This window comes from Mesorhizobium sp. M0410 (assembly GCF_040321435.1).
GTDB lineage: Bacteria > Pseudomonadota > Alphaproteobacteria > Rhizobiales > Rhizobiaceae > Mesorhizobium.
Genome location: NZ_JAMYRN010000015.1, coordinates 27,662 through 42,464, shown reverse-complemented (window position 1 = coordinate 42,464; position 14,803 = coordinate 27,662). Strand labels below are relative to the sequence as shown.

Annotated in this window: 15 protein-coding genes; 11 read left to right on the top strand and 4 right to left on the bottom strand. The window is 63.7% G+C overall.

From position 1 onward, the window contains the following. The first annotated feature begins 9 nt into the window (after nt 1–9). The 3 genes from NKI63_RS21595 to lpdA are packed head-to-tail and all read left to right on the top strand — an operon-like array spanning nt 10 to nt 2,642. On the top strand, nt 10–465 hold the full coding sequence (locus NKI63_RS21595; protein ID WP_502896082.1) for a hypothetical protein: 456 nt from the start codon (nt 10–12) through the stop codon (nt 463–465). After that, a complete protein-coding gene (locus NKI63_RS21590) occupies nt 462–1,217 on the top strand; it encodes an SDR family oxidoreductase (protein WP_352691065.1) in 756 nt (251 codons plus the stop codon). Before NKI63_RS21595 ends, NKI63_RS21590 begins: the two co-directional genes overlap by 4 nt. 18 nt (nt 1,218–1,235) lie before the next feature. Beyond that, nucleotides 1,236–2,642 carry a dihydrolipoyl dehydrogenase gene (gene lpdA, locus NKI63_RS21585; RefSeq protein WP_352738340.1) on the top strand — a complete coding sequence of 469 codons (1,407 nt, stop codon included), beginning with the start codon at nt 1,236–1,238 and terminating at the stop codon, nt 2,640–2,642. 754 nt (nt 2,643–3,396) lie between these two features. Here the strand turns inward: lpdA and NKI63_RS21580 are convergent. Together NKI63_RS21580 and NKI63_RS21575 are read right to left on the bottom strand one after the other, a co-directional pair. Continuing rightward, nucleotides 3,397–4,464, bottom strand: a complete 1,068-nt coding sequence (locus tag NKI63_RS21580) for a TraB/GumN family protein (RefSeq protein ID WP_352738339.1) — start codon at nt 4,462–4,464, stop codon at nt 3,397–3,399. An 85-nt stretch (nt 4,465–4,549) separates the two neighbouring features. Beyond that, nucleotides 4,550–5,488, bottom strand: a complete 939-nt coding sequence (locus NKI63_RS21575) for a tyrosine recombinase XerC (protein WP_352823197.1) — start codon at nt 5,486–5,488, stop codon at nt 4,550–4,552. 115 nt (nt 5,489–5,603) lie between these two features. Here NKI63_RS21575 and rimM point away from each other — a divergent pair, with 115 nt between their 5' ends. Further along, nucleotides 5,604–6,203 (top strand): ribosome maturation factor RimM, encoded by a 600-nt coding sequence (gene rimM / locus NKI63_RS21570; protein WP_352802149.1) that lies wholly within the window; start codon nt 5,604–5,606, stop codon nt 6,201–6,203. Then, a complete protein-coding gene (trmD, locus tag NKI63_RS21565) occupies nt 6,200–6,898 on the top strand; it encodes a tRNA (guanosine(37)-N1)-methyltransferase TrmD (protein WP_352823194.1) in 699 nt (232 codons plus the stop codon). The genes rimM and trmD overlap by 4 nt, the downstream gene beginning before the upstream one ends. Here the strand turns inward: trmD and NKI63_RS21560 are convergent. Next, entirely contained in the window at nt 6,880–7,632 is a 753-nt protein-coding gene (locus tag NKI63_RS21560) for a sulfite exporter TauE/SafE family protein (protein WP_352823191.1), read from the bottom strand. The two genes, trmD and NKI63_RS21560, sit on opposite strands and share 19 nt — an antisense overlap. 366 nt (nt 7,633–7,998) lie before the next feature. Here NKI63_RS21560 and rplS point away from each other — a divergent pair, with 366 nt between their 5' ends. The 5 genes from rplS (at nt 7,999) to leuC (ending at nt 13,027) form a co-directional block, all read left to right on the top strand. Further along, on the top strand, nt 7,999–8,538 hold the full coding sequence (gene rplS / locus NKI63_RS21555) for a 50S ribosomal protein L19 (protein WP_254817835.1): 540 nt from the start codon (nt 7,999–8,001) through the stop codon (nt 8,536–8,538). Nucleotides 8,539–8,800: 262 nt separating this feature from the next. Next, complete coding sequence (locus NKI63_RS21550; RefSeq protein ID WP_031212709.1) at nt 8,801–9,598, top strand: transporter substrate-binding domain-containing protein; 798 nt, start codon at nt 8,801–8,803, stop codon at nt 9,596–9,598. Between the two features lie 266 nt (nt 9,599–9,864). Beyond that, nucleotides 9,865–10,680 (top strand): amino acid ABC transporter permease, encoded by an 816-nt coding sequence (locus NKI63_RS21545; protein WP_352823188.1) that lies wholly within the window; start codon nt 9,865–9,867, stop codon nt 10,678–10,680. 52 nt (nt 10,681–10,732) lie between these two features. Further along, nucleotides 10,733–11,368 (top strand): class I SAM-dependent DNA methyltransferase, encoded by a 636-nt coding sequence (locus tag NKI63_RS21540; protein ID WP_352817296.1) that lies wholly within the window; start codon nt 10,733–10,735, stop codon nt 11,366–11,368. A 249-nt stretch (nt 11,369–11,617) separates the two neighbouring features. After that, nucleotides 11,618–13,027 carry a 3-isopropylmalate dehydratase large subunit gene (gene leuC, locus NKI63_RS21535; protein ID WP_352470795.1) on the top strand — a complete coding sequence of 470 codons (1,410 nt, stop codon included), beginning with the start codon at nt 11,618–11,620 and terminating at the stop codon, nt 13,025–13,027. Nucleotides 13,028–13,085: 58 nt separating this feature from the next. Here the strand turns inward: leuC and NKI63_RS21530 are convergent, their stop codons facing one another. Further along, nucleotides 13,086–13,397, bottom strand: a complete 312-nt coding sequence (locus NKI63_RS21530) for a hypothetical protein (RefSeq protein WP_023679773.1) — start codon at nt 13,395–13,397, stop codon at nt 13,086–13,088. A 161-nt stretch (nt 13,398–13,558) separates the two neighbouring features. Here NKI63_RS21530 and NKI63_RS21525 point away from each other — a divergent pair, with 161 nt between their 5' ends. After that, a complete protein-coding gene (locus NKI63_RS21525; protein WP_352823185.1) occupies nt 13,559–14,755 on the top strand; it encodes a GGDEF domain-containing protein in 1,197 nt (398 codons plus the stop codon). The last annotated feature ends 48 nt before the right edge of the window (nt 14,756–14,803 follow it).

Below are 14,803 nucleotides of genomic sequence, written 5' to 3'. Positions count from 1 at the left end.
GCACTCGGCGTGCAGACGGTCTCCGCGGCCCTTGCCGCCTGCCCGCTCGAACTGGCCGTCTATGGCGATCCTGAGAACGCCGCCGAGATCGATTTCAGGCCGACCATGGGGTCGGCTACCGTCACCAATACCTTCAAGATGGTGCTCGACAACGGCGTCGTGCTCGACGGCATCGTCATGTGGACGGAGGGCGTGGCGCGGCCGCATGGGTCGCTGATGTATAAATGCCCGGCCGGCGACGTCACCGGCGACGAGCTCGCCGCCTGCACGGTGTGGGAGAGCGTCATCTACACTGCCGACGACCAGGGCAATATCGCGTTGCTGCCGGGCGAAGGAAAGGATGCGCCGAAGAAGCTGATCTTGCCTGACTTGGGAGCGTCGTTGCAGATGTCGGCGGCCTATGGCGCCAACGGCTTTTCCAGGGTGCCCTGGGACGTCTTTGCCCTGAAGGGATGTCAGGAATGAGCGCGAGCGGAAAGATCCTGCTGGTGACCGGCGGTAGCCGCGGCATTGGCGCCGCTACATGCAGGCTTGCCGCCAAGGCCGGCTATCGCATTGCGGTCAATTACGCGTCGAATGCAAAAGCCGCCGAAACGGTGGTCGCCGACATCGAGGCTGCTGGCGGAGAAGCCTTCACAGTCAAGGCCGATGTCGGCAGCGAGACGGACGTATTGGCCATGTTCGAGGCTGTCGATGCCCGTTTCGGTCGGCTCGACGCGCTCGTCAACAATGCCGGCGTGGTCGACCAGAGCGCGCGCGTCGACGAGTTTAGCGCTGCAAGGCTGGAGCGCATGATGCGCATCAATGTGATCGCGCCGATGCTTTGCGCCCGCGAGGCGGTGAAGCGGATGTCGACCAGGCATGGCGGCAAGGGTGGCGCCATCGCCAATGTTTCTTCGATCGCGGCAAGGCTTGGCGGGCCGGGTCAATATGTCGACTACGCCGCCTCGAAGGGCGCGCTCGATTCCTTCACCATCGGGCTTGCCCGCGAAGTGGCCGGCGAAGGCATTCGTGTCAACGCGGTCAGCCCGGGCATCATCGACACCGAAATTCATGCCTCCGGCGGTCAGCCGGATCGCGCCGAGAGAATGCGCAAGGTGGTGCCCATGCAGCGCGTCGGCACCGCCGAGGAAGTCGCAGCCGCAATTCTGTGGCTGCTGTCGGACGAGGCGTCCTACACAACAGGCGCCAATCTGGAAATCGGCGGCGGCCGCTAAAGCAAAAGGGACAGTATCATGGCCTATGATGTCGTTATCATCGGATCGGGACCAGGCGGCTATGTCTGCGCCATCAAGGCGGCGCAGCTCGGTCTGAAGACGGCGGTGGTCGAAAAGGACCCGACCTTCGGCGGTACCTGCCTCAACATCGGCTGCATCCCGTCGAAGGCGCTGCTGCATGCGTCCGAGATGTTTGCCGAGGCCGGCCATTCCTTCGAGGCGCTCGGCGTCGAGATCGGCGCGCCCAAGCTCAACCTTGGGAAGATGATGGCACACAAGGATGCGACGGTAACGGCCAACGTCAATGGCGTCGCCTTCCTGTTCAAGAAGAATAAGATCGACAGTTTTCGTGGCACCGGCAAGGTAGTTGCGGCCGGCAAGGTGTCGGTGACCTCCGATGACGGCAAGGTCGAGGAGATCGAGACCAAGAACATCGTCATCGCCACCGGCTCCGACGTCGCCGGCATTCCCGGCGTCAAGGTCGATTTCGATGAGAAGGTGATCATCTCGTCGACCGGCGCGCTGTCGCTGGACAAGGTGCCGGGCCATCTGGTGGTGGTCGGCGGCGGTGTCATCGGTCTGGAGCTCGGCTCGGTCTGGGCGCGGCTTGGCGCCAAGGTCACCGTGGTCGAGTTCCTCGACACCATCCTGGGCGGCATGGATGGCGAGGTCTCCAAGCAGTTCCAGCGCCTGCTGTCGAAGCAGGGATTTGAGTTCAGGCTGGGCGCCAAGGTGACCGGCGTCGCCAAGGCCAAGAAGGGAGCGATTGTCACCTTCGAGCCGGTCAAGGGCGGAGCAGCCGAGACGATCGAGGCGGACGCGGTGCTGATTGCGACGGGACGACGGGCCTATTCGGACGCTCTCGGGCTGAAGGAGACCGGCGTCGACGTCGATGAGCGCGGCCGGGTCAAGACCGACGGCCATCTCAGGACCAACGTGCCTGGCATCTATGCCATCGGCGATGTCATCGCCGGACCGATGCTTGCACACAAGGCTGAGGACGAGGGCGTGGCGGTGGCCGAAACCATCGCCGGCCAGGCCGGGCATGTGAACTATGACGTGATTCCGAGCGTCGTCTACACCACGCCGGAAATCGCCTCGATCGGCAAGACCGAAGAAGAATTGAAAAAGGCCGGCGTCGACTACAAAGCCGGAAAATTCCCGTTCAGCGCCAATGGCCGCGCGCGCGCCATGCTGCACACCGACGGCTTTGTGAAAATCCTGGCCGACAAGGCCAGCGACCGTGTGCTCGGCGTCCACATCGTCGGCTTCGGCGCCGGCGAGATGATCCACGAGGCGGCCGTGCTGATGGAATTTGGCGGCTCGTCGGAAGACCTGGCCCGCACCTGTCACGCCCATCCGACAATGTCGGAAGCGGTAAAGGAGGCGGCACTGGCGACGTTCTTCAAGCCGATTCATATCTGAGCGGTGAATCGCAAACCTTAGATATTGGCTGAAACATCCGCGCCTCGTCATCCCAGGGATGAAGCCATCGACGGCTGCTCCCAAAAACAAAACGGCCCGCCTTTCAGCGGGCCGTTCATATATTAAGTCGGCAGTCTGATCACTGAGCCGGTGCCGGCGCGGGTGCCGGAGCCGGAGCCGGAGCCGGCGCGGGTGCAGGCTCTGCCGGAGCGGGAGCCGGAGCGGGTGTTGCCGGAGCTGGCGCAGGAGCCGGTTCGGCTGGTTTCATCGGCTCGGCAGGCGCTGGGGCCGGAGCTGGTGTGCTGGCTGCGGGCGGTTCGGCAGGCGCAGGTGCCTCGCTACGTCTTCCAAAAACATAATAGGCGACAATTGCCAGGATAACGACGACCAGGGCAATCAGCCAGCCGCTGCCGCCGCCGCTTGGCCGTGCGGTGCCCGGCGAGGTGAATGGGTCGTTCGGATTGGGTGTGTTCGCCATAAAAGTGTCCTCCGTGGATGAAAAACATCAAGTAATAGCCATCAACGTACAATCGTTGAATCAGTTTCACATTAGGCGTTGAAAACGCCGAAAACAGGGCAATTCTGATCCGGAATCGCCTGCAGGCATGCATTTCCACCGCAAAATGGGTTCGGTCGAGCCAAAGCGAACCTTTTTCAGTTTCTTGACACGAAGCGCGGCTGGTCCGCCGTCGCGCCGCGAGTAGGGGTTGACCCAGGCGTGGCGATGATTCGGTGTGCAACTCCGCCGTGTTGTTCAGTTGACGGCAGTCACAGTATAGCCGGTCTTGCGGAAACCCTCGACCAAGCCTTGCGCTCCGGGAAGGTGCATGGCGCCGACCGCCATGAAGACATTGCCGTGGGCGAGGATCGGCGCTGCACGATCAACCATCACCCTGTTGCGGCTGGTGATCATGGTCTGCTCGAATTCGGCGTAACCCGATTGGTCGTCGACCTGTTCGGGGACGACAGCCCGAAACAGCGGTACGTACATGCCAGTGTCGCCACGGCGGTAAAGCACGATCATGGTTTCGTTGACGTCGTTCACCTTGTCGCCAAGCTTCAGCGTATCGACCAGCCCCTTCAGGTGAAAGGCGATCGGCAGCGAAGCCATGGCGCGCAGCTGGTCGGCGATTGTCTCCAGCCCCTCGACTGATTTGCCCGCAGCCTCGGCGTCCTTGGCAAGCTTGACGTCGAGCACCGGCGCGCCGCCAGCCTGGCGGGCGACTTCGCATGCTGGTAGCGCCACCATCGCCGACAGCAACCAAGGTTTCATCTTGGCGACGGTCGCCGGCGGGATGCCACGCGCGTCGAGCGCCTTGTCGACCACCGCCGCGTCCTCCGGCGACAGCAGCGATGAAAGCGTCGTCTTGTCGGTGAACATCATCAGATCCGGCTCTTTCAGCAATGCTGCCATCATCTTCTGCTTGTCGAGCACTTCGGTGGTCTCAATGACGACGGTGCCAGCTGCATCGAATGCCTTCTGCGCGGCGGGTGGCAGCGTGGTGACGCGCGGGTCGGTAAGGTGCATGGTGCCGAACAGGAAGGACGGTTTTTCGCCTGATTTTTCGAGCTTCCACAGCAAGCCTTTGCCGTTCGGTGTTGCTGCCGCGTCCGCCTCGATCTTACGGTAGCCAGCCGGGTCGTTCTTTTGCAGCGCACTCAGCATATCGGTACCGGCGCAGACCGGGGTCTCGGCGCGCGCCTTGCCCGCGGCGAGCAGCGCGATGATGAGGAAGGAGAGGAAAAACAGGGCGTTGAGCGCGACGAGCAGCTTCAGCGACACTTGGGTCGCGCGGTCGGCGATGGCGATGAGGCGTTTCATGCTGCACTCGTAGGCGCAAAAAGCGGCAAAACGGTTAATCAGCGCATCAAAATTGTTACGAGATCGTCACCTATTCAAGCGTCCATCACGCACGAGGATGAGCTGCTTCGTAAATTTCGAGCAGCCTCGCGGTGTCGACGCCGGTGTATATCTGGGTTGTCGACAGGCTGGCGTGGCCGAGCAACTCCTGGATGGTGCGCAGGTCGCCGCCGCGCCCAAGCAGATGCGTGGCGAAAGAATGGCGCAGCGCATGCGGCGTCGCCGTGTCGGGCAGGTTGAGCGCCGAGCGCAGCTTGGCCATGTCGCGCTGGACGATCGCCGGGTTGAGCGGGCCGCCGCGGGCACCGCGAAACAGCAAGCCCTTGGGATCGAGATGCCAGGGACAGAGGCGACGGTATTCGGCAATCGCCCGCAGCGCCACCGGCAGCACCGGCACCAGCCGGGTCTTGCCGCCCTTGCCGGTGACGCGCAGCACAGTATCACCAGGTGAGGACAGATCGGCGCCCGACAGGCCGAGCGCCTCGGAGATCCGCAAGCCGGACCCATAGAGCAGAGTCAGCACGGCGGCATTGCGGGCGGCAATCCACGGCTCCTCCGCCAGCTGGCCTTCCACCGAGACGACGTGCTTTGCATCGCTTGCGGTCAGCGGCTTGGGCAGCGATTTCGGCTGCCGCGGCGCGCGCAAGGCTGCCGCACCTGCCGCATTGGCGAGGCCGCGCCGTTCCAGGAAACGCAGCAGCGAGCGGATGCCGGCCAGCCCGCGCCCGAGCGTGCGGGCGCCGGCGCCCTCGGCACGGCGGGCAGCGAGAAAGCCGCGCAGATCGGCTGGGCGCAGATCGGCGATGTCGGAAATACCGGGCGAGCCGCCGCAATGGCCGGTCAGGAAATGCAGGAACTGGCGCGTGTCGCGTTCATAGGCCTCGACGGTTTCGCGCGACAGCCGGCGTTCGCGCGCCAGCATCTTCAGCCAGGCCTCGCGCGCCGCCTGAAGATCGGGTTTTGCCGGTATGAGGAATTCCTGCATTGCGCTCTTCCAGTTCCCGGCCATCTTCCGGCATGCGGGTTAGTAAGCGGTGAAGAGCGGCATCATTGAAATGACGATGGGCTGGGGTTAGAGCAAGGCAAAGGATTTTCCGCAGATGAGCAAACCGCAAAACCCCGTCCAGATGGCCGTAATCGGTGCCGCGCACGGCATCAAGGGCGAATTGCGCGTCAAGAGCTTTACCGGCGACCCGCTGGCGCTGGCCGATTACGGTCCGCTCTACGCCAGGGATGGCCGCGCCTTCCAGATCGTCGACATCAGGCCTGCCAACACCGTCGTGGTGGTGCGCTTCAAAGGCGTCAACGATCGCAATGCCGCCGAGGCGCTTGCCGGCACCGAATTGTTCGTCGACCGTTCGGTGTTGCCTGATGAGGGCGACGAGGACGAATTCTACCACGCCGATCTCGTCGGGCTGGAGGTCAAGGACGACACCGGTGCCATTATCGGCAAGGTCGTCGCCGTGCATAATTTTGGCGGCGGCGACATTCTCGACGTGACGCTGGCGGGGCGCAAAGGCGTGCTTATCCCGTTCACGCAGGCCGCTGTTCCGGAAGTGTCGATCGCCGGCGGCTTTGTCCGCATCGATCCGGCTGCGGCAGGGTTGGTCGAGGACGAGGACGGAGAGTCTGCCGAGCGCGACAGCTTCGACCCCAAGGGCCGGCCGCGCGGGCCGAGGGACGCCGGAGGCAACCGGTGAGTTTTTCGGCTTCGGTGCTGACGCTCTATCCCGAGATGTTTCCCGGCGCGCTTGGCCTGTCGCTGGCTGGCCGCGCGCTCGAGACCGGCATTTGGTCGCTCCAAACGATCCAGATCCGCGACTTTGCCCGCGATCGTCACCGGACCGTGGACGACACGCCGGCCGGCGGCGGCGCCGGCATGGTGATGCGGGCAGACGTGCTGGCCAGCGCTATCGACCATGCCTCGCCGGCAGGCGATCCACGTCCGCGCCTGCTGATGAGCCCTCGCGGCAAGCCGCTGACACAGCGCCGTGTGCGTGAGCTCGCCGCTGGGCCGGGTGCGGTGATCGTCTGCGGCCGCTTCGAAGGCGTCGACCAGCGGGTCATTGAGGCGCGCGGCCTCGAAGAAGTTTCGATCGGCGACTTCATCCTGTCCGGCGGCGAGCCGGCGGCACTGGTGCTGCTCGACGCCGTGGTGCGCCTGCTGCCCGGCGTCATGGGCAATGCGGAATCGGGCGAGGAAGAGAGCTTTGAAAACGGCCTGCTCGAACATCCGCATTACACACGGCCGCAGAAATTTGAGGGGCGGCCGATCCCCGAAGTGCTGATTTCGGGCAATCACAGGAAGATCGCGGCGTGGCGGCGGGCCGAAGCGGAGAGGCTGACGAAGGAGCGACGCCCGGATCTGTCAGCCGCTCAGCCCTTATCGAAATAGTAGAAAGCCAGGAACAGGCCGACGGCGATGACGAAGCCGCGCACCGCGTTCTGCGGCACGCGCCTGGCGCTCCAGACGCCGGCATAGCCGCCCAGCGCGCCACCCGGGATCATGATGATCGCCTGCAGCCAGGCAATGACGCCGCCCGAGACGAAGACGAGGATGGCAACCGCAGCGATGACTACGGCCAGCATGTTCTTCAGTGCGTTCAGCCGGTGATAGTCGCCGGACTGGGTGAGACCGAGCGTCGCCAGCATCATGACGCCCATGCCGGCGCCGAAGAAGCCGCCATAGACGGCGGTGGCGAACTGCGCCAGCGACCCGACCAGCGAACCTACCGCGGCCTCATGCCCCGGCTTGGGCGCCGGCTTCAGCCATGGCCCGGCAGCGAACAATGCGGTTGCCGCCAGCAGCAGCCACGGCACCAAGGCGCGGAACGACGGGTTGTCGAGCCCTAGAAGGATGAGCGCGCCAGACAGCGCACCGAGAGCCGAAATGAGGCTGAGCAGCAGTGCGCCACGCCAGAAATGCTTGATGTCGTGCCAATAGGCGAGCGTCGAGGTGATGTAGCCAGGAAATTGCGTCACCGACGATGTCGCATTGGCGACGATCGGCGGCAGGCCGGCCAGGGTCATGGCGCCAAAGGTTATGAACGTGCCGCCGCCGGCAACGGCATTGACCGCGCCTGATAGAAAGCCGGCGAGAAAGAGCAGGACCGCGTCCAAGATTGGCATGAGGGTGTCGTCGCTGGAGGAAAATGCTTATCTTCCGGCTTAGGAAGCTTGACGCGCGGGCGCAACCCCCTGGACCACAAGCGATCACGGGATTGCCACAGCGGCCTCAGCCAAAAAGAAACAGCGCCAAAAAAGAAACAGCGAAGGCGTGACAAAGCGCCGAAATAGCTGTATGTGCGCGCCGAACCGGAAGAAAATATGCCAAGAGCGATCTTCTGGCCCGTCAACAATGACGGTGTAGTCGCCCCTGCCCGATGTTCTCGAACAGAAGTTCTCGAACGAAGGGCATAGCCGAGCGGTCGATGCGACTGCAAGGCGAGTGTCGGACGCTCTGACTGTCGGAAGAACAAGAAGTGGATTATTGAGATGGACATCCTCCGTCAGCTCGAGGCCGAGCAGGCCGCCAAGATCGAAGCCAAGCGCAAGCTCCCCGAATTCCAGCCCGGCGATACCGTGCGCGTCCAGGTCCGTGTGACCGAAGGCACCCGCACCCGCGTCCAGGCCTATGAGGGCGTCGTCATCGCCCGCGCCGGCGCCGGCTTCCAGGAAAACTTCACCGTCCGCAAGATCTCCTACGGCGAAGGCGTGGAGCGGGTGTTCCCGGTCTATTCACCGATGGTCGAAGGCGTCGAGATCGTGCGCCGCGGCAAGGTGCGTCGCGCCAAGCTGTACTATTTGCGTGACCGTCGCGGCAAATCGGCCCGCATTTCGGAAAACACCGGCGTGCGCGCCCGCAAGCTGAACGACGAAGAGCGCGATGCGCTGAACGCCGAGAAGGCGCGCATCGAGGCCGAGAAAGTGGCCGCCGCCCAGGCGCTGGCCGCCGAGAAGGCCGCGCAGGACGCCGCCGAGAAGAAGGCCGCCGACGAGGCCGCCAAGGCCGCGGAAGCAGCTGCCGCCGAATAAGGCTCTTCAAGAACGTATTTTCGGAAAGGCGGCTTCGGCCGCCTTTTTGTTTCGCGAGGCGGATTCTATTTTGCCGGGCTGCATCGGCCGCAATCGATACGGATCGTTCCGTAATGCCGCCGTTGAAAGCATTGAAATCCATTTTCGTGCCGAACGCCGCATCGGAGCGGCTTGCAAGGCGCCGGCGGAAAGCTAAAGTCGGCGCCGGATTTCCTGCATGCCTCGGCCGATCGAGGCGGTTCAGTTCCTGGGGAGCATCGTCATGATCAATTCGAAACTGCTGCTGGCCGGCCTGCTGGCTTGCCTTCTCGTGCCTGTCGCGGCTCTGGCGCAGGCGCTGCCCGACCTCGGCGGCAAGAAAGTGGTGGTGGTGACCGAAAACGCCTATCCGCCGCTGCAGTTCATCGATGCCAAGACCGGCAAGCAGATCGGTTGGGAATATGACGCGATGAACGAGATCGCCAAACGGCTGAATTTCAAGGTCGAGTACCAGAATACCTCCTGGGACGCGATGATCCAGGCGGTTTCCGACAATCAGTACAACATCGGCATGACCGGCATCACCATCAAGGACGACCGCAAGCAGAAGGTCGATTTCTCCGATCCGTATATGCGCTCGGAACAGTTCATGCTGGTGCGCGGCGACGAGAAGCGCTTCACCGATGCAAAGACGTTCGCCGCCTTCAAGGACGGGCTGATCGGCGCGCAGGCCGGCACCACGCCCTTCTACACCGCCGTCTACAGCGTGCTCGACGGCAACGAGCAGAACCCGCGCATCAAGCTGTTCGAGACATTCGGCGCGACGGTGCAGGCGCTGAAGGCCGGCGACGTCGACGTCGTGCTCACCGACGGCACTGCCGGCAAGGGCTATGTCGATGCGTCCAATGGCGGCCTTAAGCTGATCGGCGGCCCACTCGGCACCGAGGATTTCGGCTTCATCTTCCCCAAGGGCTCCGACCTGGTGAAGCCGGTCAACGCGGCAATCGCCGCGCTCAAGGCCGACGGTACGCTCGACGCGCTCAACAAGAAGTGGTTCCTTGATTACAAGATGGGGCAGTAGGCCCGCTTGTTGCGCGCATTTCATGACGATTGTGCGCGGGAACTCGCGCTGACTCTGCGCTCGTACACCCCCCTCTGTCCTGCCGGACATCTCCCCCTCAAGGGGGGAGATCGGCTTTCGCATCGGCTTTCGCCAATTTTCAGTGTTGCAGAACGGGCAGCGAGGTCAAAGCTGCCGATCTCCCCCCTGGAGGGGGAGATGGCCGGCAGGCCAGAGGGGGGTGTGACAGAACGCTGCCTTCGTGACTCTGTTATCGGTACCGCTTGATGCCGTCGGCGCCTCTCGCCTCAGCCAAATCCGACTTCCCGTGGTGGCTTGCCGTGGCCGTGGCGATCGCCTTGGCCGCCGCCATCTTCATCGCTGCCAGCGACCTCTATGCCCAGGTCTTCGCAACCGTCGCCAAGGGCATCGGCGTCACCATCTTCGTCACGGTGGTCGCCTTCGCGCTGGCTTGCGCGATCGGCCTCGGCGTCGCGCTGATGGGCCTGTCGGGCTCACGCTGGCTCAGCCAGATCGCCCGCTTCTACGTCGAGATCATCCGCGGCGTGCCGATGCTGGTGCTGTTGTTCTGGATCGCCTTTGCCGGCGCGCCGGCCTTCGTCGCGGCATGGAACGCGCTGATGGCGCCGCTGCAAAGCGCCGGCCTCTTCGGTGAGCTGCTGGTACGCGACGTGTCGTTGCTTTGGCGCGCCGTCATGGCGCTGACCATCGGCTATTCGGCCTTCATCTCGGAGGTGTTCCGCGCCGGTATCCAGGCGGTCGAGAAGGGGCAGATCGAAGCGGCCAAGGCGCTCGGGCTGACGCGCACCCAGCGCTTCCGGCTGGTCATCTTTCCGCAGGCGATCCGCACCATCCTGCCGCCGCTCGGCAATGATTTCGTCGCCATGGTCAAGGATTCCTCGCTGGTCTCGGTGCTCGGCGTCGCCGACATCACCCAGATGGGCAAGATCTACGCCGCCGGCTCGTTCCGCTTCTTCGAAACCTATTCGATCGTCGCCTATATCTATCTCATCCTGACCGTCGGCCTGTCGTTGGCCTTGCGGGCGCTGGAGAAGCGGCTCCGCCACCAGCATGGGGAATAGAAGGCAGGCGAAAACGGCGCTACCATCGAGCGGACGCGACCGGGAAGGACCCATGATCATCGACAAGGCCAATGCGGCGCTGGAAGCGGTCTATACGGCCGACACGCCTGAGACGCTCGCCAAGGCCTATGCGCAATGGGCCGCGACCTATGACGGCGAAACCGCGGCGCTCGGCTATCTCCTGCCGTTCCTGATCACCGCCTGGGTGGCGCGCCATGTGCCGCCGGGCGAAGGGCCGCTGCTCGACGCCGGTTGCGGCACCGGCCTGTCGGGGCCGTCGCTCAAGGCACTCGGCTACCACGATATTGCCGGGCTCGACCTGTCGCAGGACATGCTGAAAATCGCCGGCAGCCGGCAGGCCTACAGCGAGCTGAAACAGGCGATGCTCGGCGGGCCATTGCCTTGGGCGGACGGGTATTTCCGCGCCTTTTTCTCGACCGGCGTGTTCACCATCAGCCACGCACCGGCGTCGGGCCTGCATGAACTGGTACGCATCACCAGGACGGGCGGCCACGCCATCTTCACGGTCCGCGACCAGGTTTTTGAAAGCGGCGGGTTTCAAGCCGTGTTTGGCGAACTGGAGCAGGCGAAAAAATGGCGGCCGGTCGAGGAGAGCCCGTGGTTCCGCTGCTACGCAATCGCCGAGCCCGACGCGCTGGTGAAGACGTTTGTGTTCGAGGTGCTGTGAAGCGCCTGCGAAGGCCGCCACGATTGCTGAAAAGCCAAAACATTGATATGAGCAGCGTCATGGAAGAGCTTTTTGGCGATCCGGCCTATAAGGGTTTCGTGCTGCAGGACAGGAAACGCCTGCCGTCGCGATTTTCCGCGCGCGTCTGCGGGGCGCTGACCAGCCGACTTAGCTAGGGCAGACTCGCCAGGCTGTTTCGCCGGTCCGACCGGCGTCGTTTTCCCTTTTTAAATCGACGGATTTAAGCAAATGAGCGCACCGCGCACCCTCTACGACAAGATTTTCGACGACCATGTCGTCGACCGCCAGGACGACGGCACCTGCCTGCTCTATATCGACCGCCATCTGGTCCACGAAGTCACCAGCCCGCAGGCTTTCGAAGGCCTGCGCATGACCGGCCGCAAGGTTCGGCATCCGGAAAAGACGCTGGCCGTGGTCGACCACAATGTGTCGACCTCGCCCGAGCGCAAGTTCGGCATCAAGAACGAGGAAAGCCGCATCCAGGTCGAGGCGCTGGCCAAGAACGCCAAGGATTTCGGTATCGAATATTATTCCGAGAAGGATATCCGCCAGGGCATCGTCCACATCATCGGTCCCGAGCAAGGCTTTACGCTGCCCGGCATGACCATCGTCTGCGGCGACAGTCACACCTCGACGCATGGCGCGTTCGGGGCGCTGGCGCATGGCATCGGCACCTCGGAAGTCGAGCATGTGCTGGCGACGCAGACGCTGATCCAGCGCAAGGCCAAGAACATGCTGGTGCGCGTCGACGGCGCACTGCCGGAAGGCGTCACCGCCAAGGACATCATCCTCGCCATCATCGGCGAGATCGGCACGGCCGGCGGCACCGGCTATGTCATCGAATATGCGGGCGAGGCAATCCGTGCGCTGTCGATGGAAGGCCGCATGACGATCTGCAACATGTCGATCGAAGCCGGCGCGCGCGCCGGCCTGATCGCGCCCGACGAGACCACCTTCGCCTATGTCAAGGACAAGCCGCGCGCCCCCAAGGGCGAAGCCTGGGACGCCGCGCTCGCCTACTGGAAGACGCTGCAGTCCGACGAAGGCGCGCATTTCAACAAGGTGGTCGTGCTCGACGCGGCAAAGCTGCCGCCGATCGTCTCCTGGGGCTCCTCGCCCGAGGACGTGGTCTCGGTGCAAGGCATCGTGCCGAACCCGGACGACATCACTGATGAGAACAAGCGCACCTCCAAGCAGCGCGCACTCGACTATATGGGCCTGAAGCCGGGCACCAAGATCACCGATATCGAACTCGATCGCGTCTTCATCGGCTCCTGCACCAATGGCCGCATCGAGGATCTGCGCGCCGCCGCCAAGGTGATCGAGGGCAGACAAGTCAATCCGCGGGTCAGTGCGATGATCGTGCCGGGCTCCGGCCTGGTCAAGGAACAGGCAGAGGCCGAAGGCCTCGACAAGATCTTTGTCGCCGCCGGCTTTGACTGGCGTGAGCCGGGCTGCTCGATGTGCCTTGCCATGAACGACGACCGGCTGAAGCCGCATGAGCGCTGCGCCTCGACCTCGAACCGCAATTTCGAAGGGCGCCAAGGCTTCAAGGGCCGGACCCATCTGGTGTCGCCGGCAATGGCCGCGGCGGCGGCGATCGCCGGCCATTTCGTCGACATCCGCGAGTGGAAATAGGGCAGGCGCGCGCAGTCGGATATGAGGAGCCCGAGGCGCAATGCGGTTCGGGCATTCTTCAGTCGGGCCGCCTGACGAATTCGTGGAATCCCTCACGGCGGCCGGGTTGGTCCTTTGCGACGACCAGCGCCAGTTGGCGCTCGTCGAAGAGTTTGAACCATTCATCCCATTCGACCAGTTCGTAGCCGCCGGCATTGACCGGACGTTCGGCCTCATCCTGGTCCTGATAGGCATGCTGGCCGAAGACCAGCCTCAGCATGGGCTGCGTTCCGGCTTCGGGCGACACGTCGACGATCGCCGGAAAGCCGGCGCGTGCCGCGGCCCATGAGCGAATTGCATCGTGATCGGTCAGCATGATCGTGTCGGCCATCGGAGCGTCTCCTGGTTGCCGTCGTGAAACGCCGCTCGCCGTTCGCGGTTCCGCCCGGCGGCTTTGTCGACGCACCTGTCGTATATTCGCTTTCGCTTAACCGCTTGTTTGGGCTTCCGCTCTAAGGTCCTCCAAGGGGAAGCGAGGGGAAATTACAGCGCTTGGACACCGGCCTGCTCATAGCGCTGCTCAATCCAGGCATCGCCCTCACACTCGGCGCGGCATTTCTCGTGCTGTGGTTCTATCAGCGCCACCGTCCCTATCTGGCTGTGCTGGCGGCGGGCTACTCGGCCTCGGCCGCAGGCTTCCTGCTCCAGTATTTCACGCTGCCGGTCGGCATGGCGCCGACCAAGCTCATCTCGATCCTGTGCTTCACCTTCGCCACCTGCTGTCTCGCCGGCGCGGTCATTGCGCGCTATGGGCGGCGCGTGCCTTACCCGGCGGTCGGCATTCTGGCCTGCGGCGGCCTGGCCGCGTTCTCGTGGTTTCTTTTTGCCCGGCCGGATCTCACCTGGCGCATCCTTGCCATCAATTTCAGCTTCGGCGGCATCAGCCTGGTTGTCGCCGCCGAGTTGCGCGTGGTGCGCAACAACGGCCCGACAGAAATGATCCTGTTCGTGCTGTCGCTGCTTTCCGGCCTGAACTTCCTGGGGCGGACGCTTGCCGTCGTCATCGCGCATGGGCCGTTCACCAGCTATGAAGGGCTTTACTCCTCGTCCTACTGGACGACGGCGCTGCTGTCGCATGCATTGCTGTCGCTGCTCATTGCGCTTTGCCTGTTCGGCGCCGCCGCGTTCGATGTGATGAAGGCCCTGAAGACCGAAACCCTGACAGACCCGCTGTCGGGCCTGCTCAACCGCCGCGGCTTCGAGGAGCGCGCCATGCTGGTCCTGCAGCACTGTGCCACGGCGCAATTGCCGGTTGCTCTGGTGCTTGCCGATCTCGATCATTTCAAGGCGCTCAACGATCAACATGGCCACGCGGCCGGCGATCGCGTCATCGCCGACTTCGCTGCCAAGCTTCTGTCGGCTGCAGGTACGCGCGGCGTTGCCGGCCGCATCGGCGGCGAAGAGTTCGCCGTGCTTTTGCCGCTCAGCGACCTTGGCGCGGCAAGACTGTTTGCCGAAACCATTCGCACGCTCTATTCGGCGGACAGAATCGACGGGCTTCCGCCCGAGACAAGAGTGACCGCCAGCTTCGGCGTGGCCGCCCGCGCCAGCGACGAAGGGCTGGACCCGCTGATGCGCCGCGCCGACGAAGCGCTCTACAGAGCCAAAAGGAGTGGCCGCGACAGCGTATGCCTGTCCTATCAGCGGCCTGAGACGGTCGTCCTTCCCAATAGGACCAGTGCTGGCTGAGCGTCAGCGACGGCTTCGAATTAACGTCTTTTTCGCGCGTTGGTGATT

Coding starts and splice junctions, on each gene's coding strand:
- NKI63_RS21550 (WP_031212709.1), top strand. CDS start 8,801: ATGATCAATTCGAAACTGCTGCTGGCCGGCCTGCTGGCTTGCCTTCTC.
- NKI63_RS21540 (WP_352817296.1), top strand. CDS start 10,733: ATGATCATCGACAAGGCCAATGCGGCGCTGGAAGCGGTCTATACGGCC.
- rimM (WP_352802149.1), top strand. CDS start 5,604: ATGAGCAAACCGCAAAACCCCGTCCAGATGGCCGTAATCGGTGCCGCG.
- NKI63_RS21590 (WP_352691065.1), top strand. CDS start 462: ATGAGCGCGAGCGGAAAGATCCTGCTGGTGACCGGCGGTAGCCGCGGC.
- lpdA (WP_352738340.1), top strand. CDS start 1,236: ATGGCCTATGATGTCGTTATCATCGGATCGGGACCAGGCGGCTATGTC.
- NKI63_RS21575 (WP_352823197.1), bottom strand. CDS start 5,488: ATGCAGGAATTCCTCATACCGGCAAAACCCGATCTTCAGGCGGCGCGC.
- NKI63_RS21560 (WP_352823191.1), bottom strand. CDS start 7,632: ATGCCAATCTTGGACGCGGTCCTGCTCTTTCTCGCCGGCTTTCTATCA.
- leuC (WP_352470795.1), top strand. CDS start 11,618: ATGAGCGCACCGCGCACCCTCTACGACAAGATTTTCGACGACCATGTC.
- NKI63_RS21545 (WP_352823188.1), top strand. CDS start 9,865: ATGCCGTCGGCGCCTCTCGCCTCAGCCAAATCCGACTTCCCGTGGTGG.
- NKI63_RS21580 (WP_352738339.1), bottom strand. CDS start 4,464: ATGAAACGCCTCATCGCCATCGCCGACCGCGCGACCCAAGTGTCGCTG.
- rplS (WP_254817835.1), top strand. CDS start 7,999: ATGGACATCCTCCGTCAGCTCGAGGCCGAGCAGGCCGCCAAGATCGAA.
- NKI63_RS21530 (WP_023679773.1), bottom strand. CDS start 13,397: ATGGCCGACACGATCATGCTGACCGATCACGATGCAATTCGCTCATGG.